Source organism: Nonomuraea sp. CX421 (assembly GCF_059358955.1).
The window spans coordinates 114,624-136,242 of record NZ_JCADBK010000015.1; the positions used below are offsets into that span (position 1 = coordinate 114,624).

19 protein-coding genes are annotated in these 21,619 nt (G+C 70.4%); 9 read left to right on the forward strand and 10 right to left on the reverse strand.

Annotation, left to right across the window (positions count from 1 at the left end):
* The first annotated feature begins 606 nt into the window (after positions 1 to 606).
* Positions 607 to 1,044: a hypothetical protein gene (locus AC5L3X_RS25425; RefSeq protein ID WP_494860128.1), complete on the forward strand. Its 438-nt coding sequence runs from the start codon at positions 607 to 609 to the stop codon at positions 1,042 to 1,044.
* Here AC5L3X_RS25425 and AC5L3X_RS25430 read toward each other — a convergent pair.
* Entirely contained in the window at positions 1,011 to 1,667 is a 657-nt protein-coding gene (locus AC5L3X_RS25430) for a response regulator (protein ID WP_494860130.1), read from the reverse strand. The two genes, AC5L3X_RS25425 and AC5L3X_RS25430, sit on opposite strands and share 34 nt — an antisense overlap.
* A complete protein-coding gene (locus AC5L3X_RS25435) occupies positions 1,664 to 2,941 on the reverse strand; it encodes a sensor histidine kinase (protein ID WP_494860132.1) in 1,278 nt (425 codons plus the stop codon). Before AC5L3X_RS25435 ends, AC5L3X_RS25430 begins: the two co-directional genes overlap by 4 nt.
* A 167-nt stretch (positions 2,942 to 3,108) precedes the next feature.
* Between AC5L3X_RS25435 and lon the strand changes: the two genes are divergently transcribed.
* The 8 genes from lon to AC5L3X_RS25475 all read left to right on the forward strand — a co-directional run bounded on the left by lon (position 3,109) and on the right by AC5L3X_RS25475 (position 13,346).
* Positions 3,109 to 5,469, forward strand: coding sequence for an endopeptidase La (gene lon / locus AC5L3X_RS25440; protein ID WP_494860134.1), 2,361 nt, complete (start codon positions 3,109 to 3,111; stop codon positions 5,467 to 5,469).
* Between the two features lie 82 nt (positions 5,470 to 5,551).
* Complete coding sequence (locus AC5L3X_RS25445) at positions 5,552 to 6,715, forward strand: Fic family protein (RefSeq protein WP_494860135.1); 1,164 nt, start codon at positions 5,552 to 5,554, stop codon at positions 6,713 to 6,715.
* 330 nt (positions 6,716 to 7,045) lie between these two features.
* Entirely contained in the window at positions 7,046 to 7,996 is a 951-nt protein-coding gene (locus AC5L3X_RS25450; RefSeq protein WP_494860138.1) for a methionine ABC transporter ATP-binding protein, read from the forward strand.
* Positions 7,993 to 8,652, forward strand: coding sequence for a methionine ABC transporter permease (locus AC5L3X_RS25455; RefSeq protein ID WP_494860139.1), 660 nt, complete (start codon positions 7,993 to 7,995; stop codon positions 8,650 to 8,652). The genes AC5L3X_RS25450 and AC5L3X_RS25455 overlap by 4 nt, the downstream gene beginning before the upstream one ends.
* Before the next feature lie 9 nt (positions 8,653 to 8,661).
* Positions 8,662 to 9,489 (forward strand): MetQ/NlpA family ABC transporter substrate-binding protein, encoded by an 828-nt coding sequence (locus AC5L3X_RS25460; RefSeq protein WP_189125369.1) that lies wholly within the window; start codon positions 8,662 to 8,664, stop codon positions 9,487 to 9,489.
* Between the two features lie 135 nt (positions 9,490 to 9,624).
* Positions 9,625 to 10,224 carry a hypothetical protein gene (locus AC5L3X_RS25465; RefSeq protein ID WP_494860141.1) on the forward strand — a complete coding sequence of 200 codons (600 nt, stop codon included), beginning with the start codon at positions 9,625 to 9,627 and terminating at the stop codon, positions 10,222 to 10,224.
* A 99-nt stretch (positions 10,225 to 10,323) separates the two neighbouring features.
* Positions 10,324 to 11,856: an AMP-binding protein gene (locus AC5L3X_RS25470; protein WP_494860142.1), complete on the forward strand. Its 1,533-nt coding sequence runs from the start codon at positions 10,324 to 10,326 to the stop codon at positions 11,854 to 11,856.
* A gap of 263 nt (positions 11,857 to 12,119) precedes the next feature.
* The gene (locus tag AC5L3X_RS25475; protein WP_494860144.1) at positions 12,120 to 13,346 is read left to right on the forward strand and encodes a S1C family serine protease; all 1,227 of its coding nucleotides are present in this window, start codon (positions 12,120 to 12,122) and stop codon (positions 13,344 to 13,346) included.
* 83 nt (positions 13,347 to 13,429) lie between these two features.
* Here AC5L3X_RS25475 and AC5L3X_RS25480 read toward each other — a convergent pair whose 3' ends face one another.
* From AC5L3X_RS25480 to AC5L3X_RS25515, 8 genes are all read right to left on the reverse strand, one after another.
* On the reverse strand, positions 13,430 to 14,170 hold the full coding sequence (locus tag AC5L3X_RS25480; RefSeq protein ID WP_494860146.1) for an ABC transporter permease: 741 nt from the start codon (positions 14,168 to 14,170) through the stop codon (positions 13,430 to 13,432).
* Entirely contained in the window at positions 14,163 to 15,089 is a 927-nt protein-coding gene (locus tag AC5L3X_RS25485) for an ABC transporter ATP-binding protein (protein WP_494860147.1), read from the reverse strand. Before AC5L3X_RS25485 ends, AC5L3X_RS25480 begins: the two co-directional genes overlap by 8 nt.
* Positions 15,089 to 15,409 carry a transcriptional regulator gene (locus AC5L3X_RS25490; protein WP_225262953.1) on the reverse strand — a complete coding sequence of 107 codons (321 nt, stop codon included), beginning with the start codon at positions 15,407 to 15,409 and terminating at the stop codon, positions 15,089 to 15,091. The genes AC5L3X_RS25485 and AC5L3X_RS25490 overlap by 1 nt, the downstream gene beginning before the upstream one ends.
* Complete coding sequence (locus tag AC5L3X_RS25495) at positions 15,406 to 16,029, reverse strand: hypothetical protein (RefSeq protein WP_494860148.1); 624 nt, start codon at positions 16,027 to 16,029, stop codon at positions 15,406 to 15,408. The genes AC5L3X_RS25490 and AC5L3X_RS25495 overlap by 4 nt, the downstream gene beginning before the upstream one ends.
* 94 nt (positions 16,030 to 16,123) lie before the next feature.
* Positions 16,124 to 17,806, reverse strand: a complete 1,683-nt coding sequence (gene cydC / locus AC5L3X_RS25500) for a thiol reductant ABC exporter subunit CydC (protein WP_494860149.1) — start codon at positions 17,804 to 17,806, stop codon at positions 16,124 to 16,126.
* Positions 17,807 to 17,888: 82 nt separating this feature from the next.
* Positions 17,889 to 19,622, reverse strand: coding sequence for a thiol reductant ABC exporter subunit CydD (gene cydD, locus AC5L3X_RS25505; RefSeq protein ID WP_494860151.1), 1,734 nt, complete (start codon positions 19,620 to 19,622; stop codon positions 17,889 to 17,891).
* Positions 19,623 to 19,628: 6 nt separating this feature from the next.
* Positions 19,629 to 20,393, reverse strand: a complete 765-nt coding sequence (locus AC5L3X_RS25510; protein WP_494860153.1) for a cytochrome d ubiquinol oxidase subunit II — start codon at positions 20,391 to 20,393, stop codon at positions 19,629 to 19,631.
* A 10-nt stretch (positions 20,394 to 20,403) separates the two neighbouring features.
* Positions 20,404 to 21,561, reverse strand: a complete 1,158-nt coding sequence (locus AC5L3X_RS25515) for a cytochrome ubiquinol oxidase subunit I (RefSeq protein ID WP_494860154.1) — start codon at positions 21,559 to 21,561, stop codon at positions 20,404 to 20,406.
* Positions 21,562 to 21,619 lie beyond the last annotated feature (58 nt).

Below are 21,619 nucleotides of genomic sequence, written 5' to 3' on the forward strand. Positions count from 1 at the left end.
TCGCGCCGAAAATATCGCATCAGACCGGAATGGCATCGAGGGGACATGGCCGGATGCGGAATGGAGTGTGATCAATGAGGTAGGTGCGCCGGAATTGATCTGAGCTTGATTCACGAGTACGCGAGCGAGGCGGACTTGATGTTATGTACTCTTCCGTCAGGCGGGCCCAACATGCCCTCTGAACTGAACGTGAACGAGATTCTCTTTCATGTTCGGTCGTTATTCGGGAAACACCCGACCTGGAGGAGGAGTGGATCTAAGATCCATTTCTCGTGGGTCTCTCGAGTTCCTTAAAGGGAAAGCGGGAGGCCCGTTATGCGTATTACGGCAACTCGTGCGTTCGTGGGACGAGGGGGGCGACGGCATCCTGTTGCAGCAGGAGTCGTCCCCCTCGTCCCGTTGACGCCCCGTCAGGCACAACAAAGGCGACTCGACATGACTCAACACCAATTCCCCATGTTCGTCACCCCGAATGAGGCAGGTGTCATCCCAATCGTTGTCGGCTACTCAGCGTATCTGCTCGGTCACTCTCATGTGTCGCGAACTCCCGAGCCCGACACGGACGAGGCCGCCGACGGTGACGACTCCTCCGCGTAGGCGGCCGGCATGGCCTCGTCGCGAGGGACGCGGGTCGGGCGCTCATCCCGGGGCGCCGCGATCGGGCTGCTGGTCTCGCCGACCGCGCTGGGCGGCGGCTCGGGCCTCGCCGCCAAGGTCTGGCTGGACGCGCCGTCGGCGGCGGCCCTGGAATACGCCGGAGGGGTGATGGCGGCCGGCTACGTCTTCGCGATCGTGGCCCTCGTCTGGCAGCAGCTGCCCCGCGTGATGACCGCCTGGGCGGAGCTGAGGCAGGGAGACCGGCTGGCCAGGGAGCTGGCCGTGCACCCGGCGGCCGTCGAGGCGTACGAGAGACTGCTGCAGGCCAGGCTCGGCTGCCACGCCATCGAGAACGGGGCGATCGACAGCACCGACATCGTGCTGATCGCCCAGGGACGGCCCGGCGGCAAGCGTCACTCGCCCGGCCGGACCAAGCCCGTCTCGTAGGCGTAGACGATCGCCTGGGCCCGGTCGCGCAGGCCGAGCTTCATCAGCACCCGCCCCACGTGTGACTTGACCGTCTGCTCGGCCACCACCAGCTTGCCGGCGATCTCCTGGTTGGACATCGCCTGGGCGACCAGGGTGAGCACCTCGGTCTCGCGCTCCGTCAGGCCGGCCAGCCGCCGCGCCTCCGGAGCGCGAGGCCCGCCCAGCCGGGCGAACTCGCGGATCAGCCGCCTGGTGACCGCCGGCGCGATCAGCGCGTCGCCGGCCGCGACGACCCGCACCGCCTCGGCCAGTTGCGCGGCCGAGGCGTCCTTGAGCAGGAATCCGCTGGCGCCCGCCCGCAGCGCCTCGTAGACGTAGTCGTCGAGGTCGAAGGTGGTGAGGATGAGCACCTTGGGGCCCTCGCCGCCGGACAGCAGCCGCCTGGTCGCCTCCAGCCCGTCCATGACCGGCATCCGCACGTCCATCAGCACCACGTCGGGGGCGAGCGCGGCGGCCCGCTGGATCGCCTGCGCGCCGTCGGCCGCCTCTCCCACCACCTCGATGTCGGGCTGCGCGCTCAGGAACACGCCGAACCCGGTCCGCACCATGCCCTGGTCGTCGGCGATCAGCACCCGGATCACTTCGTCCCCTCCGCTCCCGCGATCGGCAGCCTGGCCGCCACCCGGAATCCGTCTTCCTCGGCCGGCCCCGCCTCCAGGACGCCGCCGAGCAGCGCCGCCCGCTCCCGCATGCCCACCAGCCCCTGGCCGGCCCCCGGGGCGCCGCCGGGCGTCGCGCCGGGCCCGTTGGCGACCCGTAAGAGCAGGTCGTGGTCGTCGCGGGCGATCTCGATCGCAACCGCCGCGCCGGGCGCGTGGCGCATCGCGTTGCTGAGCGACTCCTGCAGGATCCGGTAGGCCGACAGGCCTACGGCGGGCGGCAGCCCGTCGAGCGAGCCGGGCCGCTTGATCAGCACGGCCAGCCCGGCGGAGCGGGCGTGGGCGACCAGGTCGTCGATCCGGTCGAGGCCGGGCAGCGGCGCGGTGTCGGTGCGTCCGTTCTGGTCGCGCAGCACGCCGAGCACCTGGCGCAGCTCGGCGATGGCCTCCAGCGACAGCGCGCGGATCTCGGCCAGGCCCGCCTCCAGCCGCGCGGGATCGCCCGCCGCCTCCAGTGGCACCGCCTCGGCCTGGATGGCGATCACCGACATGTGGTGGGCGACGACGTCGTGCAGCTCGCGCGCGATGCGGGCGCGTTCGGCGAGCACCGCCTGGGCGCTCTCGGCCACCTGGGTGCGGTGCTCCTCCTCGACCAGCTTGGCCGTGGCGGTGCGGCGCACGCGCACGTTGTAGCCGAACGTGACGGCCACCGTCACCATCACCGTGCCGACGATCATGCTGTTGGGCTGGATGATCCACAGGGCGAGGACCGTGATGATCCAGGCCGCGAAGGCGATGTGCCGGTCACAGCGGACGGACACCGAGTAGAGCACCAGGAGATACATGATCGCCGCCCACGCCGGGTAGGGCATGCCGCCCTGCGGGAGGGTGATCGTGATCCCCACGAAGATCCAGAACGGCGCCAGCACGACGGCCGTCCGCCAGGCCGCGAGCGGCCACCGGTCACGCAGGGCGATCGGCGCGACCACGGCGCCGGCGGCCACGTAGATCAGCCCCTCCCACAACGGCTCGCCGACGCTCGCGTTCCACTCGATGACGTCGCCGGTCACGACGCCGAACAGGACCCAGGTCAGCAGCAGATCGGCCATCACCACGACATCGAGCCTCTGGAACGGCACGATCACGCGCAGCCGGCGCGGCACGGGCAGGTCGAGCCGCCGTGAACGAGGCGACGGCGGGTCGGCCTCTCCCCGCCACAGCGCGAGCGCGAAGGGGCTCACCACGGCCGAGATCACCCGACCAGCCTACGGGGGCGGGGTCCGCCTGGCGTCCCCCTCAGGTCTGACCATCACAGGTATGAGCTTACAAAATTACGATCGCTGTGAGCGAACACCGGCAGGGAAGGGAACATCGATGGGCTCCAATGAATTGAGTCTGTATAACTCAACCTTGAGGAGTTCGCATGAGTGAAAGCTTGATCCTTCCGGTGCTGCCGCTGGACGACGAGGTCGTCCTGCCCGGCATGGTGGTTCCGCTGGATCTGTCCGACTCCGAGGTGCGCGCGGCGATCGACGCCGCCCAGGCATCCGGGCTCAACAAACCGCGGGTGCTTCTCGTTCCCCGCATCGACGGACGTTATGGCGCGATCGGCGTGCAGGCCGTCGTGGAGCAGGTCGGCAGGCTGCCCGGCGGTGAGCCGGCCGCGGTGGTGCGCGGCGTCAGCCGGGTGCGCGTGGGCAGCGGGACGACCGGTCCCGGCGCCGCGCTCTGGGTGGAGGCCAGCACGATCGACTCCGTCGCCGTGGGGGAGCGCGCCCAGGAGCTGGCCAAGGAGTACAAGGCCCTGGCCACCACGATTCTGCAGAAGCGCGGCGCCTGGCAGGTGGTCGACCAGGTCAACCAGATCGACGACCCGTCCCTGCTGGCCGACAGCTCCGGCTACACCCCCTGGCTGACCACCGCCCAGAAGGTCGAGCTGCTGGAGGCCGCCGACCCGGCCGACCGGCTGGCCAGGCTGATCGAGTGGTCGCGCGACCACCTCGCCGAGCTCGACGTGGCCGAGACGATCCGCAAGGACGTCCAGGAGGGCATGGAGAAGCAGCAGCGGGAGTTCCTGCTGCGTCAGCAGCTCGCCGCGGTCCGCAAGGAGCTCAAGGAGCTCAACGGTGACTCCACCGAGACCGAGGAGGAGGACTATCGGGCCCGCGTCGAGGCCGCCGACCTGCCGGAGAAGGTCCGCGAGGCCGCGCTCAAGGAGGTCGACAAGCTGGAGCGGACGTCCGACCAGTCTCCGGAGACCGGCTGGATCCGCACCTGGCTCGACACGGTCCTCGACATCCCCTGGAACGAGCGGACCGAGGACGTCTACGACATCACGGGCGCACGGGCGGTGCTCGACGCCGACCACACCGGCCTCGCCGACGTGAAGGACCGCATCATCGAGCACCTGGCCGTGCGCAAGCGCCGCCAGGAACAAGGGCTCGGCGTGGTGGGCGGCCGCCGCAGCGGCGCCGTGCTGGCCCTCGCCGGCCCTCCCGGAGTGGGCAAGACGTCGCTGGGCGAGTCCGTGGCCCGCGCCATGGGCCGGAAGTTCGTCCGGGTCGCGCTGGGCGGCATCCGGGACGAGGCCGAGATCCGCGGCCACCGGCGCACCTACGTCGGCGCGCTGCCCGGCCGCATCGTCCGGGCGATCCGCGAGGCCGGCTCGATGAACCCGGTCGTGCTGCTCGACGAGGTGGACAAGGTCGGCGCCGACTACCGCGGCGACCCCACCGCGGCGCTGCTCGAAGTGCTCGACCCGGCGCAGAACCACACGTTCCGCGACCACTACCTCGAGGTCGAGCTGGACCTGTCCGACGTGCTCTTCCTAGCCACGGCCAACGTCCTGGAGGCCATCCCCGGGCCGCTGCTCGACCGGATGGAGGTCGTCACCCTCGACGGCTACACCGAGGACGAGAAGGTGGCGATCGCCCGCGACCACCTGCTGCCCCGGCAGCTGGAGCAGGCCGGCTTCACGGCCGAGGAGGTCACCGTCGAGGACGCCGCGCTGCGCAGGCTGGCCGCCGAATACACCCGTGAGGCAGGGGTCCGGTCGCTGGAGCGTTCGGTCGCCCGGGTGCTGCGCAAGATCGCGGCGGGCGGCGAGCTGCCCGTCACGGTCGGCGAGGACGACCTGACCGGCTACCTCGGCCGGCCCCGGTTCGTGCCGGAGTCGTCGCTGCCCGAGGCCAAGCAGCGCACCTCGGTGCCGGGCGTGGCCACGGGCCTCGCGGTCACCGGCGCCGGCGGCGACGTGCTCTACGTGGAGGCGTCGCTGGCCGACCCCGAGACCGGTGACACCGGGCTCACGCTGACCGGCCAGCTGGGCGACGTCATGAAGGAGTCGGCCCGGATCGCGCTGTCCTACCTGCGCTCCCACGGAGCGGAGCTGGAGCTGCCCGTCACGGCGCTCAAGGACCGCTCGATCCACGTCCACTTCCCGGCGGGCGCCGTGCCCAAGGACGGACCCTCGGCCGGTGTGACGCTGACGACCGCGCTGGCCTCGCTGCTGTCGGGCCGCCAGGTCCGCGGTGACGTGGCGATGACCGGCGAGATCTCGCTCACCGGGCGGGTCCTGCCGATCGGTGGCGTCAAGCAGAAGCTGCTGGCGGCGCACCGGGCGGGCATCTCCACGGTGCTCATCCCGGCCCGCAACGAGCCGGACCTGGACGACGTGCCCGAGGAGGTGCGCGGCGAGCTGACCATCCACACGGTCAGCGACGTGCGCGAGGTCCTCGACATCGCCCTCAGCCCGGCGCAGGTCGCCGCCACGGCCGCGGCCTGATCTCCGTCGCCCCGCCGTGTCCCCTCCAGGGGTACGGCGGGGCAGCCGCACAGATGGACAAATCATTCATCGCTTTGACCGGATGATTCGTTCATGCTCCTATGAGGGCATGCTCTACGCCACGCCTTCGCTCGACCCCGCCGACCAGGCGGTTCTCGCCGAGATCGAGGACATGCGGCGCGACCTGAAATACCGGCTCGCCGAGACCCACCGCTGGGACGGACAGCTCCGCAGGCAGCTGCAGGCGCGCGCGATCCAGGGGTCCAACGCCATCGAGGGCTACCGGGCCAGCGTCGAGGACATCGAGTCGATCATGTCGGGGGAGGAGCCGCTGGAGACCTCCGGGTCCGTGGCCCGCGAGATCGCCGGCTACCAGCAGGCCCTGACCTACATCCAGTCGCTCTCACGGGCTCCGGCGTTCCGCTACGACACGGGGCTGCTCAACGCGCTCAACTTCATGATGATCGGCCACCACCGCAACACCACTCCGGGGATGGTGCGACCGGGCGGGATCTACATTCGCGACTCCGTATCCGGCGCGGTGGTCTACGAGGGGCCCGACGCCGATCTGGTGCCAAAGCTGCTGGACGAGCTGATCGAGTGGCTCAACGACGGCGACCTGGGCGTTCCGAGCTATGTGAGAGCCGCCATGGCGCACCTCAACCTGGTCAAGGTCCACCCCTGGAGAGACGGCAACGGCCGGATGTCCAGGGCGCTGCAGACGCTCGTCCTGGGCCGGGACCAGATCACAACGCCCGAGTTCTGCTCGATCGAGGAATGGCTCGGTCAGCAACGCACCACCATCGATTACCTCGACGTCCTGGGAGAAGTCGGCCGCCGACAGTGGAGCCCGCACGGCGACACGCTCGCCTGGGTGCGGTTCTGTCTGCGCGCCCATCACATGCAGTCCCAGCGCGTACGCCAGCGGCTCGCCGAGGCCGGTGAGATCTGGACGCTGCTGGAGAAGCAGGTCGACGCCGACGGGCTCAACACCAGGACGGTGTCGGCGCTCTACGAGGTCTTCGGCACCCGGAGGCTGCGCCGGAGCCGCTACCAGGCCGACGAGTCCCTGAGTCAGGGGCAGGCGGCCCGGGACCTGCGTGATCTGGCCGCCAAGGGGTGGCTGTCGCCCTACGGGGAGACCAAGGGCCGTTTCTACGCCCCCGGCCCGCGCATGGTCGAGATCAAGGCGGAGTTCGCCGGGAAGGCGACCCCCCTACGCGACCCCTACGTCCAGGCCAGGTGAGCCAGATCACGCCCACTGTCCGGAATAGCGGCATGTGCGGCGATCGTTAGCAGGGGCGTGAACGAGGCATACGCGAACGACCTGGGCGCCCGCGGCGTCATGTGCTGTCGCATGTGTATGGGGCGAATGTGCGCCATGGGCTGTCAGGCCCGCTGAGCGACCCCCGACCGTTCCTCCTCCGATAGGTCCCCCATGATCACCCCTGTTTTCGTGCTGCGCAGGCTGAGCCATCTCCCCTTCCATCCCGGCATGCACTGACCTCGTCCGGCTCTCGACGATGGCGTTGTCGGCTTCCAGCGGCGTGTCCGCTGTCATAAGTGGGGATTTTTCGTGATCCAGGCATCCGGCCTGCACAAGTCGTACGGCGAAACCGTCGCTCTTGACGGCGTCGACCTGCACGTACGCGAAGGCGAGATCTACGGCGTGCTCGGCCGGAGCGGCGCGGGCAAGAGCACCCTGCTGCGCTGCGTCAACCTGCTCGAACGGCCCGACCGGGGCACGGTCACCGTGGCCGGGCAGGAGCTGACCGCGCTGCGCAGCGGCGAGCTGAACCACGCCCGCCGGCGCATCGGCATGATCCACCAGCACTTCGCGCTGCTGTCCTCGCGCACCGTCGCGGCGAACGTGGCCTTTCCCCTCGAAGTCATGGGCGTCGCCCGGGCCGAGCGCGAGCGCAGGGTCGCAGAGTTGCTGGACCTCGTGGGTCTCGGTGGACGGGGCGGTGACCGGCCGCACCAGCTGTCCGGCGGTCAGAAGCAGCGCGTCGGCATCGCCCGGGCGCTCGCCGGCGACCCCGCGGTGCTGCTGTCGGACGAGGCCACCTCGGCGCTCGACCCGGCCACCACCCGGTCGATCCTCGACCTGCTCAAGCGGCTCAACGCCGAGCTGGGCCTGACGATCCTGCTGATCACCCACGAGATGAACGTCGTCAAGAGCGTCTGCGATTCGGTCGCCATCATGGCCGGCGGCCGGATCGAGGAGTCGGGCTCCATCGCCGGCCTGATCAGGACGCCCGGCTCGCGGCTGACCAGGGAGATCTTCCCACTGCCCGAGCCGGCTCCGGCGGGTTCGGTGACCCTCACCTTCACCGGCGACCCGCAGCGTCCGGTGGTGTCGGAGGTGGTGCGCAAGTTCGGCGTCGAGGTCAGCATTCTCGGCGGCTCGATCGAGGACCTCGCGGGAGGGGCCGTCGGCCGCCTCCGCGTCGCGCTCACCGGGGAGGCCGCCCCCGCCCTGGCCTACCTGCGCGAGCGTGGCCTGCTGGTGGAGGTGGCCCGATGACCTGGGACGAGATGGCGCCCCTGCTGTGGGAGTCGACCGGGCAGACGGCCCTCATGGTCGGCTGGTCCACCGTGTTCACCGTGCTGTTCGGGCTGCCGGTCGGTGTGGCGCTGGTGGTGTTCGACCGGGGCGGGCTGCGGCCCCTCCCGGTGCTGAAGTCCGTGCTGGGCGTCATCGTGAACGTGGGCCGGTCGCTGCCGTTCATCGTGCTGATGATCGCGATCATCCCGTTCACCCGGCTGGTCGTCGGCACCACCATCGGGACCGCCGCCGTGGTCGTGCCGCTCACCGTCGGCGCGGTGCCGTTCTTCGCCCGGCTCGTCGAGACCGCCCTGCGTGAAGTGGGCTCGGACGTGGTGCAGGCCGCCCAGGCCATGGGGGCGAGCCGTACGGCGATCGTCCGGAAGGTGCTGCTGCCCGAGGCGATGCCCGGGCTGGTGGCCGGGCTGACCGTCACGGTCGTCGCGCTCATCGGCTACTCGGCGATGGCCGGGACCATCGGCGGGGGAGGGCTGGGCGACCTGGCCGTCAGGTACGGCTACCAGCGGTTCGAGACCCTGCTCATGATCGTGACCGTGGTGCTGCTGGTCGTGATCGTGCAGCTGATCCAGAGCTTGGGCGACGCGGTCGCCCGGCGTCTATCACACAGTAAGTAAGGAAAAATCATGAAACTTCGTGCCATCGCGGGAGTTGTCGCTCTTGCCGTGTCGCTCACCGCGTGCGGGGCGTCGCAGTCCGCCACCGGCGCGCCAGCGGCGGAGTCCGCGGACACCGTGCTCAAGGTGGGCGCCAGCCCGGTCCCGCACGCCGAGATCCTCACCTTCGTCAAGAACGACCTCGCCCCGGCCGCCGGGCTCAAGCTTGAGATCGTCGAGTTCACCGACTACGTGCAGCCGAACGTGCAGCTCGCCGAGGGCGGGCTGGCCGCCAACTTCTTCCAGCACAAGCCCTATCTGGACGACTTCAACGCCTCCAAGGGCACCGAGCTGAGCTTCGTCACCCCCGTCCACCTGGAGCCGCTCGGCCTCTACTCCAGGAAGGCCGCCGATCTGGCCGCGCTGCCCGAGGGCGCCACGGTCGCCGTGCCCAATGACGCCACCAACCTGGGCCGTTCGCTCAAGCTGCTCGCCGACAACGGCGTGGTCACCCTGAAGGAGGGGGCCGGCACCTCGGCGACCGAGCGCGACGTGACCGGCAACCCGAAGAAGCTCGTCTTCAAGCCGCTGGAGGCCGCCCAGCTGCCGCGCTCGCTGGACGACGTCGACGCCGCGGTGATCAACGGCAACTACGCCATCGAGGCCGGTCTCAAGCCGGCGTCGCAGGCCCTGGCACTGGAGAAGACCGAGGCCAACCCGTACGTCAACGGGCTGGTCGTGCCGGCCGGGCACGAGAAGGACGCGAACATCGTGACCCTCGGCAAGCTGCTCCAGGACCCGAAGGTCAAGGAATTCATCCAGCAGAAGTACGAGGGCTCGGTAATCCCGGCAGAATGATATTGAAAACGCAGACAAGATCGGAAATATCGGCATTTGGGCCCGATAGCGTACTTAAAGCGAAATGTAAGTGAGTGGCAATCTCCTCGGCGTACCAATACGGGGACAGCAAAACCTCTCCCGAGGAGGACCCAAGTGCGACTCGTTTCGCGCATTCTGATCGGCGCCGCCGCCGCTGCCTCAATGGTGGCTCTGGGCGCGCCCGTCGCCGCGAACGCGGCGACCACGTCCGCATCGTCCGCCACAACGGCGGCCTCGTCGTCCTACTTCCAGGACGACTGGGGACCCTATTTCTCCAGCGACCACAAGGCCAGGGCCCGGGGCCAGGTCACCGTGGAGAAGCAGCCCTACAAGCACTGGTACTGGAAGACCCACGTGGTCAAGCACAAGGTGTGCAAGGACGGCAAGTTCGGCAAGAAGTGCAAGGTTGTTTTCAAGAAGCACAAGAAGCACGCGTGGGTCTGGAAGCACCGCTACGTCTTCACCGTCGACAGCACCCTGCGCAACCACAAGTGGTGGGGTGGCAAGAAGTGCGCATGGGAGACCTTCAAGGTGGTCGGCCACGACGGCCACACGTACTTCAAGAGCTTCCGCAACTGCGAGAAGTTCCCGGCCCACTACTCGTTCTCCGGTAAGGACGCCGCCCACATCTACGTGGACGTGAGCAGAGGCCACTTCGGTGGTCCGACCGGTCACCACTCCGGCTGGAAGGACGTTTACCACGCCGCTCCCTGACCGGGTCTGACGGAATCGCGGTCCTCGCGCGGGGATCGCGATTTCGTCGTGCCCGCCGACCCTGGCGCCCGGCGTGGGCAACCGAATAGTGTTCGGTTCATGCATCCGGGAGCCATCGCAGCAGTAACCCCAGACAAGCCCGCTGTGATCATGGCGGGCTCCGGCCAGGTCGTCACCTATCGCCAGCTCGACGAGGAATCGAACCGGCTGGCCCACCTGTTCCGAGCCTCGGGCCTACAGCCCGGTGACCATATCGCCTTCATGTTGCCCAACCACCCCCTGTTCCTGGCCATCGCCTGGGCGGCGCACCGCGCGGGGCTCTACTACACGGCGATCAGCTCACGGCTGCAGACCGACGAGCTCGCCTACATCGTGAACAACTGCGGCGCCCAGGTGTTCATCTCCAGCGCGAGCCTGGCGGACGTCGCCGTCTCCATCACCTCCGCCACGCCGGGCGTCGGGCTGCGGCTGATGCTCGACGGCACCGCCGAGGGCTTCGAGTCGTACGAGGACGCGGTGGCCGACCGGCCCGTGACGCCGATCGCCGACGAGTGCCAGGGCGCCGACATGCTCTACTCCTCGGGCACCACCGGCCAGCCCAAGGGCGTCAAACCGCCCCTGCCGCGGACCCCGATGTCCGAGCCGAACCTGCTGCTCCAGCTCATCACGGGTCTGTTCGGGCCGACGGCCGACAGCGTCTACCTGTCGCCCGCGCCGCTCTACCATGCGGCGCCGCTGCGCTACAGCATGGCGTTCCAGCGGATCGGCTCGACGGTCGTGGTGATGGAACGTTTCGATCCCGAGCAGTATCTGGAACTCGTCCAGAAGTACGGGGTCACGCACTCGCAGCTGGTGCCGACCATGTTCATCAAGATGCTCAAGCTGCCCGAAGAAACCCGGAAGAAGCACGACCTCTCGTCGCTGCAGTGCGCCATCCACGCGGCCGCTCCCTGCCCGGTCCCGGTGAAGCAGCAGATGATGGAGTGGTGGGGCCCGATCGTCCACGAGTACTACGCGGGCACCGAGGGCAACGGTTTTCTCTACGCCAGCCCGCAGGACTGGCTCGCGCACCCCGGCACCGTCGGCCGGTCGCTGTTCGGCACCGTGCACATCTGCGACGAGGAGGGCAACGACCTGCCTCCCGGCGAGCACGGCACGATCTACTTCGAGAGCGGCATCGTCTTCGAGTATCACGGCGACCCCGACAAGACCCGCTCGGTCCAGGACCCGAAGGGCCGGGGCTGGACGACGCTCGGCGACATCGGCTACCTGGACGCCGACGGTCTGCTCTACCTGACGGACCGCCGGTCGTACATGATCATCTCTGGCGGCGTGAACATCTACCCCCAGGAGGCCGAGAACCTCCTGTCCATACACCCCAAGGTCGCCGACGTGGCGGTCATCGGCGTGCCGGACGAGGAGATGGGCGAGCAGGTCAAGGCCGTGGTGGAGCCGATGCCCGACGTCGAGGCCGGGCCCGAGCTGGAGGCCGAGCTGATCGCCTACTGCCGCGAGCGCCTGGCCCACTTCAAGTGCCCCAAGTCGGTCGACTTCCGCGACGAGCTGCCACGCCACCCGACGGGCAAGCTCTACAAGCGGCTGCTGCGCGACGAGTACTGGCCGGCCAAGTAGCCGCCTCACACCCCCCGGTCCACCAGGCCGGGGGGCTCGGGCCCTGGACCTCACCGCGCTCAGGCGGAAGGCGCCCGAGGAGTCCGCGGACAGGCCCGGGAAGCCAAGAGAGATTTCTCACGGCCCGGATCGGGCACGGAGGGTGCGTTCGACCAGCGGTGATAAAGCGTGCGTCAGGCTTCCCAGGAACCTTGGATCAGCGGCTTAACGTGCACTTACACGCGTCTTGGCACTCTTGAGTCATCGGGACTTGAGGAGACGAGATGAACGCGTACGAGCCTCGCGAGCAGGGCAACGGCGGCTGGAGCCAGTTCGGTGACACGCCGCCCTCCGCCGGGGGCTTCCCCCGGCGAGACACCGTCATCATGCAGCAGCCTCCGCCCCCGCCGCCCCCGAGGAAGCCGGGCGTCTCCGTGGGGCGCAAGGCCGTCGCCGGGCTGGCGCTGGCGGCCATGGCGATCGGCGGCGGCGTCGTGGGGGCCGTCGTCGCCACCTCGTTCCAGGACACCACTGTGGTCTCCGCGCCGAGCCCGGTGTTCAAGCAGGCCGGCAACCAGCTCTCCGTCGCCGAGGTCGCGCGGAAGGTGCAGCCGTCGGTCGTGATGATCCAGGGCAGCTCCGGTGAGGGCTCCGGCGTGGTGCTCTCGGACGACGGGCTCATCCTCACCAACAACCACGTCGTTGTGGGCGCCGGGCAGGGCGGCGGTCAGATGACCGTCAAGTTCAGCGACGGCAAGACGGCCAAGGCCTCGGTCGTGGGGACCGACCCGGCCACGGACCTCGCGGTCATCAAGGCGGAGGGCGTGTCGGGGCTGACCGCCGCGTCACTCGGCGACAGCGACCAGCTCAACGTCGGCGACGCCGTCCTGGCCATCGGCAGCCCGCTCGGCCTCGACGGGTCGGTCACCGCGGGCATCGTCAGCGCCCTCGACCGCACGCTCACCGTCGGCGGCGAGCAGGAGCAGCGGCAACTGCCGCCCGGCTGGGGCCAGAGCGGTGAGGCGAGCCAGGCCACCACGATCGCCGGCGCCATCCAGACGGACGCGGCGATCAACCCGGGCAACTCCGGTGGCGCCCTGGTCGACGCGGCGGGCCGGCTGATCGGTATCAACACCGCCATCGCCACGGGCGGTGGCAGCGGCAGCATCGGGGTGGGCTTCGCGATCCCCATCAACACCGCCAAGCAGGTGTCCGAGCAGCTCATCAGCAACGGCAAGGTCAGCCACGCGTTCCTCGGGGTGAGCGTGACCGATGCCAGCGGTGACGTGCCCGGCGCGCTCATCCGCCAGGTGACGGCCGGAAGCCCGGCGGAGAAGGCGGGTCTGAAGCAGGGCGACCTCATCACCAAGATCGGTGACAAGGCCGTCGACGGCGGCGACACGGTTGTGGGGCAGGTCAGAGGTTTCAAAGTAGGCCAACAGGTACAGATCACATATATGAGGGACGGTAAGACGAGTAACGTCACCGTCACCCTCGAAGAGAAGAAATAACCGGACCCCCTCACGGACGGGTGTGCCGTCGAGATCGCTGCGGACTTGGCGGCACACCCCCCGCTTCGAGAGACCGGGACGGCTCAGGCGAACCTGCGGCCCTCGTCACGCCGGTACGCCCAGACCGCCGCCACCGCCGCGGCCACCGTCCACACCGCGAGCATGACCAGACCGGCCGGGTCGGCGGCGGATCCGGTGGTGGCGCTCCAGACCAGCTCCACCGCGCCGCGGCTCGGCACGTACGGCGAGAGGGCCTGGACGAAGTCCGGCATGATCTGCGGCGGCAGGAACAGGCCGCCCAGGATGCACATGGGGAAGAACAGCAGCTGCGACACGGCGATCGCCGCCTTGGACGGCAGCGTGAAGCCGATGAACAGCCCGATCAGCATGAACGGGACGGACCCGGCCAGCAGGGCGCCGATCCCCAGCAGCAGCCGGGGCCAGGTGATCGCCGCCTCGGTGAACAGGGCCGCGATGACCAGCACCGGGATCACCGCGACCGCCATGATCGCCATGCTGGTGAAGATCCGCCCGGCGAAGCGCGGCAGCGGACCGGCGGGCAGAGTGCGCAGGTAGTGGTTCCACGGCTGCTCGCGGTCCTGGGAGACCGTGATGCTCAGCCCGATCAGAGCGGCCGAGATGGCGCCGATCATCATCATCGACCCCGTCGCCCGGGTCGCGGCGACAGGGTCGGCGGCGGCGAACGGCACCACGAACGCCAGCATCGACGCGGCCGGGAAGAAGGCGCTCGCCACCCAGCTGATCGGGATCCGCATCTGCTCCAGCATCTGATAGCGGGTGTGGGTGAGGATCAGGCTAGACATGCGTGCTCTCCTTCGACGTCGTTTCCTCTGAGGTCGTTTCCTGCGAGGTCGTCTCCTGCGAGGTGATGGCCAGGAACGCCTCTTCGAGGGTGGTCGGCCTGATCTCCAGCCCGGAGAACGGCGTGCCGCTCCGCACCAGCTCGACGACCAGCCGGTCAGGGTCCGCGGTGACCAGATGGGTGCGGCCCTCGGCGTGCTCGACGCCCAGCACCCCGGGCAGCTCGGGCAGGGTGCCGGCGACCAGTGAGACGCGCCGCACCCCCACCACGTCGCGCACCGCCTGGACGGTGTCGTCGGCCAGCACGCGGCCGTGGCCGACGACCACCACCCGCTGCGCGAGGGCCTCGATCTCCTCCAGGTAGTGGCTGGTGAGCAGGACGGTGCCGCCCTCCTCGTGGAACGATCTGATGCCGTCCCAGAGCGTGCGCCGGGCCTCCACGTCGAGCCCGGTGGTCGGCTCGTCGAGGAAGACCATCTTCGGCCGGCCCGCGAACGCCAGCGCCACCGCCAGCCGCCGCCTCTGCCCGCCGGACAGGCCGCCGACCTGCCGCTTGGCCAGGTCGCCCAGCCCGAAGCGGTCGAGCAACTCCGGCGTGGCGACCCGGTCGGGGAAGTGCGCGGAGACGAAGTCCACGATCTCGGCGACCCGCAGCACCTCGGGCAGGCCAGTCTCCTGCGGCGTGACGCCGACGTGCCGCCGAATCAGGGGATCGCGGGGAGAGCCGCCGAACAGCTCGACCGTGCCGGACGTCGGGCGGCGCAGGCCGACGAACAGGTTGATGAGGGTGGACTTGCCCGCCCCGTTGGGGCCGAGCAGGCCGACCAGCTCGCCCGCCCGGATGTCGAGTGACACCCGATCGAGCGCGACCACGTCACCGTAGCGACGGGTGACCTCCGCTGATCTGGCGAGAACGGCCATCAGTTTCCTCCAGCGGTGTCGAGCAGGGCGCGGATGGCCCTGGTGTAGTCGTCGAAGGCCAGCCGCCCGCGCTTGGTCAGCGACACGTACGTGACGGGGGTGCGGCCCTTGTGGGTCTTGGTGATCTGGACGTAGCCGGCGTCCTCGAGCTTGGTGAGGTGGACCGACAGGTTGCCCGCGGTCATGCCGAGCAGCTCCTTGAGTGCGGGGAAGGCCATCTCGTTGCCGTCGGCCAGCGTGTTGAGGGCGGACACCACCCGCAGCCTGGCCTGCGCGTGGATCACCGGATCCAGCTCCGGCAGCGACCCTTCGGCGGTCACGGGCGCCGCCGGAACCACAGACCGGCGGCGATGAACCCGCCCCCCAGCAGCACGGCGGTCAGCAACGCGTGCCATCCGGGGCCGAGCAGGACGCCGCTGGCGTCGACGGCCACCACCCAGGTGCCGACGAAGAACATCCGCCAGTCGAGCCAGATCGCCCCGCCGGCCATGTAGAGGATCCCGACCACCAGCAGGGACGCGCCGGCCCAGACGAGCCCGGCTTCGGCCGGCGGCAGCATGGGGGAGATCCGGATCGCGATGACCGACATCAGCAGGAACCCGGCGAACCAGGTGTAGCCGTACATCGTGCCGCGGGCGGAGTTGTCGCCGCGGGTCTGCGCGCTCTGCTTCGTGATCCCGTAGGCGGCCACGGCTCCGGCCACCAGCTGCGCGCCCATCAGCGTGGCCAGCGCCTGCGCCTCGGTGATCGGCGCGTACGGCGTGCCGTCGAGCCCGTAGTGCAGGAAGTACGCGGTGAAACCGATGGCCCAGGCGACGCCCCACGGCACGTACTGCAGCAGTGGGTTGCCTCTCAGCTGCCTGACGGTGTCGGCGCGTTGCCGTTCGATGAGCCGGAGGGTCTCCTCGGGGCTGGGGGCCCGCTCGCTCTCGTCTACCATCGCAACCTCTCTCATCGTCAAACTGGTTTGTACTTTAAACCAGCTTGCGATGCCAACACAAGCCCTGATGGGCTCAGGTTGGGGGACCGGCCGCTCAGCGCCTGGTCAGGACCTCGGACTCCCACAGGTCGCGGTAGTAGCCCGGCTCGGTGACCAGCCGGTCGTGGGGGCCGCGCTGGATCACGCGGCCCTCCTCCAGCACGATGATCTCGTCCACCCGCTCCAGGCCGCTGAGCCGGTGGGTGACGAGCAGCGTGGTGCGGTCGTGGGTCGCGTCGAGCAGGTCGGCCATGAGGCCGTCGGCCGTCGTCTCGTCGAGCGCCTCGGCGGGCTCGTCGAGCAGCAGCACCGGCGGGTCGTAGAGCAGGGCCCGGGCGAGCGCCAGCCGCTGCAACTGGCCGCCGGACACGGTCCGGCCGTCCTCGCCGAGCTCGGTGTCCCACCCAGTGCGCTCGACCCAGTGCTCCAGCCGGGCCTCCCGCACGGCACGCGTCAGCCCCTCGTCGTCCGCGTCGGGCCCCGCCAGGCGCAGGTTGTCACGCAGCGTGGTCTGGAAGATGTACGGATCCTGGGTGAGGCCGGTCATCAGGGTGCGGACGTCGTCGGAGGCCAGCTCGCGGATGTCGACGCCGTTGACCCGGACGCTGCCCGACTCGGGCTCGGCCAGCCGCATCAGGGCCGCCAGCAGCGTGCTCTTGCCCGCTCCGCTCGGCCCCACGAGCGCGACGCGCCTGCCGGGGGTAAGGGTCAGCGACACCCCGTCGACGGCCGGCCGCCCCTGGGCGCCCGGATGGCGCACCACCAGGTCCTCGACCTCGACGGTGAGCGGCCCCGCCGGGACGGGCGCGGGGGAGGAGGGCTCGGTGACGGCGGGACTGGTGGAACGGACGTCCTTCAGCCGCCGCAGCGCCGCCGTGATGCCCGCCATGCGCTCGCCCGCCGCGGCCAGCGGCAGCACCGGCTCGAACGACACCAGCGCGGTGAGCGCGAGGACGGCCGTGGCCACGCTGCCCACTCCGGCGTCCTGGGCGAGCAGGACGATGGCCGCGACCGTGAGCCCCTGCGTGAGCGTGCCGCCCGCCAGGGCCAGGGCGTGCACCCGGGCCTGGCGGCGTTCGAGCGTGGCCAGCGCCGTGTCCGCGTGCCGCGCCTGGTCCAGGGCGCGGTCGCCGGCGCCGTAGGCGGCCAGGTCGGCGGAGCCGTGCACGAGGTCGGTCACGCGCCCGGCCAGCGCCGCCCGCGCCGGGGCGATCCTGGCCGACCAGCGGCGGGCCGCGGTGGCCGTGACGACGGGCAGCAGCACGCCCGCCACGACCAGCCCCGTGACCAGCGCCAGCGCGGAGACCGGCAGCACGAACAGCCCGAGGACCACGGCCGCCAGCGCCGTGAGCGCGGCCGCGGCGGCCGGCAGCAGGCACCGGACGAGCAGGTCCTGGACGGCTTCGGTGTCGTCGACCATCCGGCTCAGCAGGTCGGCGCCGCCGTGCCGGGGCCGCTGAGGCGGGATGAGCGACTCGTACAACCGCTCGCGGGTGCCGGCCTGGGCGCGCAGCGCCACGTCGTGGCCGGTGAGCCGCTCGGCGTAGCGGAAGACGCCCTTGCCGGTCGCGAACGCCCGGGTCGCCACGATCGCCACGCTGAGCGCGGTCAGCGGCGGCTGCTCGGCGGCCCGCGTGATCAGCCACGCGGCGGCGGCGATCAGCCCGAGCCCGGCGAGGTCGGCCGCCGCGCCCGCGAGCACGGCCCAGCCGAGCCGGATCCCCATCCGCCGGTTCACGCGACCCTCCCCATGTCGCCCGCGTGCTCCGTCCGGTGGTGCGTCCTGGGCGGATCCGCCGTCTTCAGGCGTGGTGAGGACGTCATCGAAGGCTCCCCAGGTCGGTCACGGCGGCGGTGTCGGAGACCAGCCGGCCCTCGTGGACACGGACGACGCGGTCGGCGAGGTCGATCATGGCGGGGCGGTGGGCCACGATGATCGCGGTCCGGCCACGGCTCAGCTCGGCGGTGGCGGCCACCACCGCCGCCTCGCTGCGGCCGTCGAGCCGGGCCGTGGGCTCGTCGAGCAGCAGCACCGAGGCCCCGGGACGGCAGAACGCCCTGGCCAGAGCGATGCGCTGACGCTGGCCCGCCGACAGGTTGGCGCCCCGCTCGCCCACCTGGGTGTCGTAGCCGGCCGGGAGTCGCTGGACGAACTCGTCGGCGTGAGCCGCCGTGGCGGCCCGGCGTACCTCCTCCAGGGAGGCCGAGGGGACGCCCAGGCGGATGTTGTCGGCCACCGACGTGGTGAACAGGTGGGGGCGCTGGGGGACGAACGCCAGCGACGCGCGCCAGGCGTCGAGGTCCAGGTCGCGCAGGTCGGTCTCGCCGATGAGGACCCGGCCTGCCGAGGGAGTCACGAAGCCGAGGATGAGGTGCAGCAGCGTGCTCTTGCCGCCGCCGCTCTCACCCACCAGCGCGATGTGCTCGCCCGGCTCGATGGTGAGTGTGACGTGCTCCAGCGCGGCGTCGTCGCGGCCGGGGTAGCGCACGGTGACGTCGTCCAGGTGGATCCGGGCGGCGCCGGCCGGAGGGGCCGACGTGGCGCCGGGCGAGGTGATGGCGGGCGAGGCGGTGGCGGGCGAGGTGATGGCGGGCGAGGTGGTGGCGCCGGGCGGGGTGTCCGGGGTGCGGTCGAGGACGGCGAAGGCGGCGTCGGCGGCGGCGACGCCCTCCATCGAGGCGTGGAAGCGCGTGCCCATCATGCGCAGCGGCAGATACGCCTCGGGCGCGAGCAGCAGCACCAGCAGCGCGGTCGTCAGGTCGAGCGACCCGCCCAGCAGCCGCAGCCCGATCGGCACCGCGACCAGCGCGAGCGACAGCGACGCGCACAGCTCCAGGACCAGGGACGACAGGAACGCCACCCGCAGCGTGCGCATGGTGGCCGAGCGGTGCGCGTCGGCCACCCGCTCGATGACGGTCGCCTGGTAGCGGGCCCGGCCGAAGGCGCGCAGCGTGGGCAGGCCGCGCACCACGTCGAGGAAGTGGCCGCCGAGCCGGGACAGCGCGTGGAACTGGCGCTCGGTGACGGCCTTGGTCGTCATGCCCACCAGCGCGCCGAAGATCGGGATCAGCGGCAGCGTCAGCAGCACGATGATCGCGCTGGCCAGGTCGGCCGTGAAGAGCCGGATGAGCACCGCCAACGGCACCACGCCCGCGACGGCGATCGCGGGCAGGTAGCCGGTCAGGTAGGGGTCGAGGCCGTCGAGGCCGCGCCCGGTGAGCGTGACCAGCTCTCCCGAGCGGTGGCTGGTCAACCTGGCGGGGCCGAGCTCCTGGAAGCGGCCCAGCAGCCGCTGCCTGAGCGCCGACTTCACCCCCGTGGCGGTGCGCCCGGCGAACACCCCCTGTGTCCAGGCCAGCAGCGCCCGCAGGCCGACCACGGCGACGACGCCGGTCAGCGCCGTGACGGCGAACCGGCCGGACAGCACCCCGGCGAGCAGCTCGGCTTGGACCAGCACGAGCAGGCCCGCCAGCACCGCCGCCGCCAGGGTGACGGCCAGATGGCGGCGGACCGACCGCTCGGCCCGCATGAGGCGCAGAAGATCTTTGTGCACGTGCCCTCAGAAGAACGATGGGATCCGGTCGGTGCCCTTTCCCGGATGGAAGGTGCGCCATACCCATACTTGCGCGGCGACCATGACGGGCGCGAACGGAAGGACCATGACGCTGAGCACACTTAGCGTAGAGGACGGTGCGCTGTGCTCCAGAAGGTACGGCGCGCCGCCCGCGAGCACGACGACCGCCGGGAGCGCCGCCAGCGCCCCCGAGACCAGGAGAGCGCGGCCCGGACGCGGGACCTCGGCCGAGCCGGGCGACCGCCGGCCCAGGAAGGTCCAGCCGTGCCAGGCGAACAGCGCCGTCACCAGCACGCCCAGCAGCAGCCCCACCGGGTGCAGCGGCGACCCGCCGGGCCCCGCGGCGACGGCGTACAGGACGAGGCCCCAGCCGAACGACAGCGTCAGCGAGCCGAGCGTGATCATCAGGTCCCAGAACCGCCGCCAGGCCGCGCCGTCGAGCCGGCGCCGGAACCACAGCCCGGCGTCCCGGACGACCCAGCCCAGCAGCATGGCCACCACCAGCGGGTACAGCCCGAACAGGATCTCTCCTTCGAGCGCCGGGTAGACGCCGAAGAGCGTCCCGGCGAGCGCCACCAGCCAGACCTCGTTGGCCAGCACGAACGGCGCCATGGCCGCGACCATCCGGTCCCGGCTCTCCTGGGTCCGGCCGAGCACCGGCATCAGCAGCCCGACGCCCAGGTCGAAGCCCTCCAGTGCGAAGTAGCCGGCCAGCAGCAGCGCGAAGACGGCGAGCCAGATCAGTTCCATCCCGGGTCTCCTAGAGGCTCAGCGCGGGGGCGGGCCGGTCGTCGGCGGCGCCGAGGGTGAGGTCGCGCGGGCCGCGCCTGACCGCTCTGGCGATCAGCGCGTAGTCGGTGACCGCCAGCAGCCCCAGCACGACGGTGAAGCCGATCAGCGAAGTGGTGATCATGCCCGTGGTCAGTCCGGGGGACATGGCGTCGGCCACGGTGAGCCGCTGCCAGATCATCCACGGCTGCCGTCCCGTCTCCCGGGCCAGCCAGCCCAGGATGGCCAGCGCGAACGGCAGCGGTGTCAGGGCCACGAGCAGCGGATGGGCCCATCGCCGGCGCGGCAGCGAGCGGATCAGCGGCAGCATGAGGAACAGCACGACGAAGGAGAACAGGTTGCCGCCCTCCATCATCAACCCCAGCGGCACCCCGGCCGGGCCGTCGAACTTGCCCTCCTGGACCCCGCCGAACTGGCCGTATCCGAAGGCCACCGTGACGCTGATGCCGATCGAGGCAAGGACGACGCCGATGCGCATCGAGCCGGCGAAGAACTCCGTCTCCTCGCCCCGGCGGCGCAGCCGGTAGGCGCTCGCCCCGACCAGCACCATGCCGCCGGTGAACAGCCCGGCCCCGATCACGTGCGGGAACGAGAAGATCAGTGCCTTGTTGGTGAGCATCGCGCCGAAGTCGACCAGCTCCATCCGGTCACCCCTGACCACCGCGCCGGCGGGGTTCTGCAGGAAGGAGTTGGCCAGCATGATGAAGAAGGCGCTGGCGTAGGCCGTCGCCGTCACCAGCCAGACGCAGGCCACGTGGAGCCATTTCGGCAGCCGTCCCCAGCCGAAGATCCACAACCCGAGAAACGTCGATTCCAGGAAGAACGCCACCAGCGTCTCCATCGCCAGCGGCGCCCCGAACACGTCGCCCGCGTAGTGGGACAGCCCGCTCCACGACAGGCCGAACTGGAACTCCATCACCAGCCCGGTGACGATGCCCAGCGCGTAGTTGATGACGTAGATCTGGCCCCAGAACCGGGTCATCCGCAGGTGCAGCGCCTCACCGGACCGCGCCCAGCGGGTGTGCGTGATCGCCACCAGGGGCGCCAGCCCCAGCGTGAGCAGCACGAACAGGAAGTGGATGCCCCCCGTCACCGCGAACTGTAACCGGGCCAGATCGAGCGCTTCCATCACGCCGGCTCCTTAATCGTGCCTGCCTACATATAGACAGCCTACATGTAGGCTGGCT

What these genes read in the sequence shown, in the direction of transcription:
- AC5L3X_RS25425 (WP_494860128.1), top strand. Translation starts at nt 607, where the DNA reads ATGGCCTCGTCGCGAGGGACGCGGGTCGGGCGCTCATCCCGGGGCGCC.
- lon (WP_494860134.1), top strand. Translation starts at nt 3,109, where the DNA reads ATGAGTGAAAGCTTGATCCTTCCGGTGCTGCCGCTGGACGACGAGGTC.
- AC5L3X_RS25445 (WP_494860135.1), top strand. Translation starts at nt 5,552, where the DNA reads ATGATTCGTTCATGCTCCTATGAGGGCATGCTCTACGCCACGCCTTCG.
- AC5L3X_RS25455 (WP_494860139.1), top strand. Translation starts at nt 7,993, where the DNA reads ATGACCTGGGACGAGATGGCGCCCCTGCTGTGGGAGTCGACCGGGCAG.
- AC5L3X_RS25460 (WP_189125369.1), top strand. Translation starts at nt 8,662, where the DNA reads ATGAAACTTCGTGCCATCGCGGGAGTTGTCGCTCTTGCCGTGTCGCTC.
- AC5L3X_RS25470 (WP_494860142.1), top strand. Translation starts at nt 10,324, where the DNA reads ATGCATCCGGGAGCCATCGCAGCAGTAACCCCAGACAAGCCCGCTGTG.
- AC5L3X_RS25475 (WP_494860144.1), top strand. Translation starts at nt 12,120, where the DNA reads ATGAACGCGTACGAGCCTCGCGAGCAGGGCAACGGCGGCTGGAGCCAG.
- AC5L3X_RS25480 (WP_494860146.1), bottom strand. Translation starts at nt 14,170, where the DNA reads ATGTCTAGCCTGATCCTCACCCACACCCGCTATCAGATGCTGGAGCAG.
- AC5L3X_RS25485 (WP_494860147.1), bottom strand. Translation starts at nt 15,089, where the DNA reads ATGGCCGTTCTCGCCAGATCAGCGGAGGTCACCCGTCGCTACGGTGAC.
- AC5L3X_RS25495 (WP_494860148.1), bottom strand. Translation starts at nt 16,029, where the DNA reads ATGGTAGACGAGAGCGAGCGGGCCCCCAGCCCCGAGGAGACCCTCCGG.
- AC5L3X_RS25510 (WP_494860153.1), bottom strand. Translation starts at nt 20,393, where the DNA reads ATGGAACTGATCTGGCTCGCCGTCTTCGCGCTGCTGCTGGCCGGCTAC.
- AC5L3X_RS25515 (WP_494860154.1), bottom strand. Translation starts at nt 21,561, where the DNA reads ATGGAAGCGCTCGATCTGGCCCGGTTACAGTTCGCGGTGACGGGGGGC.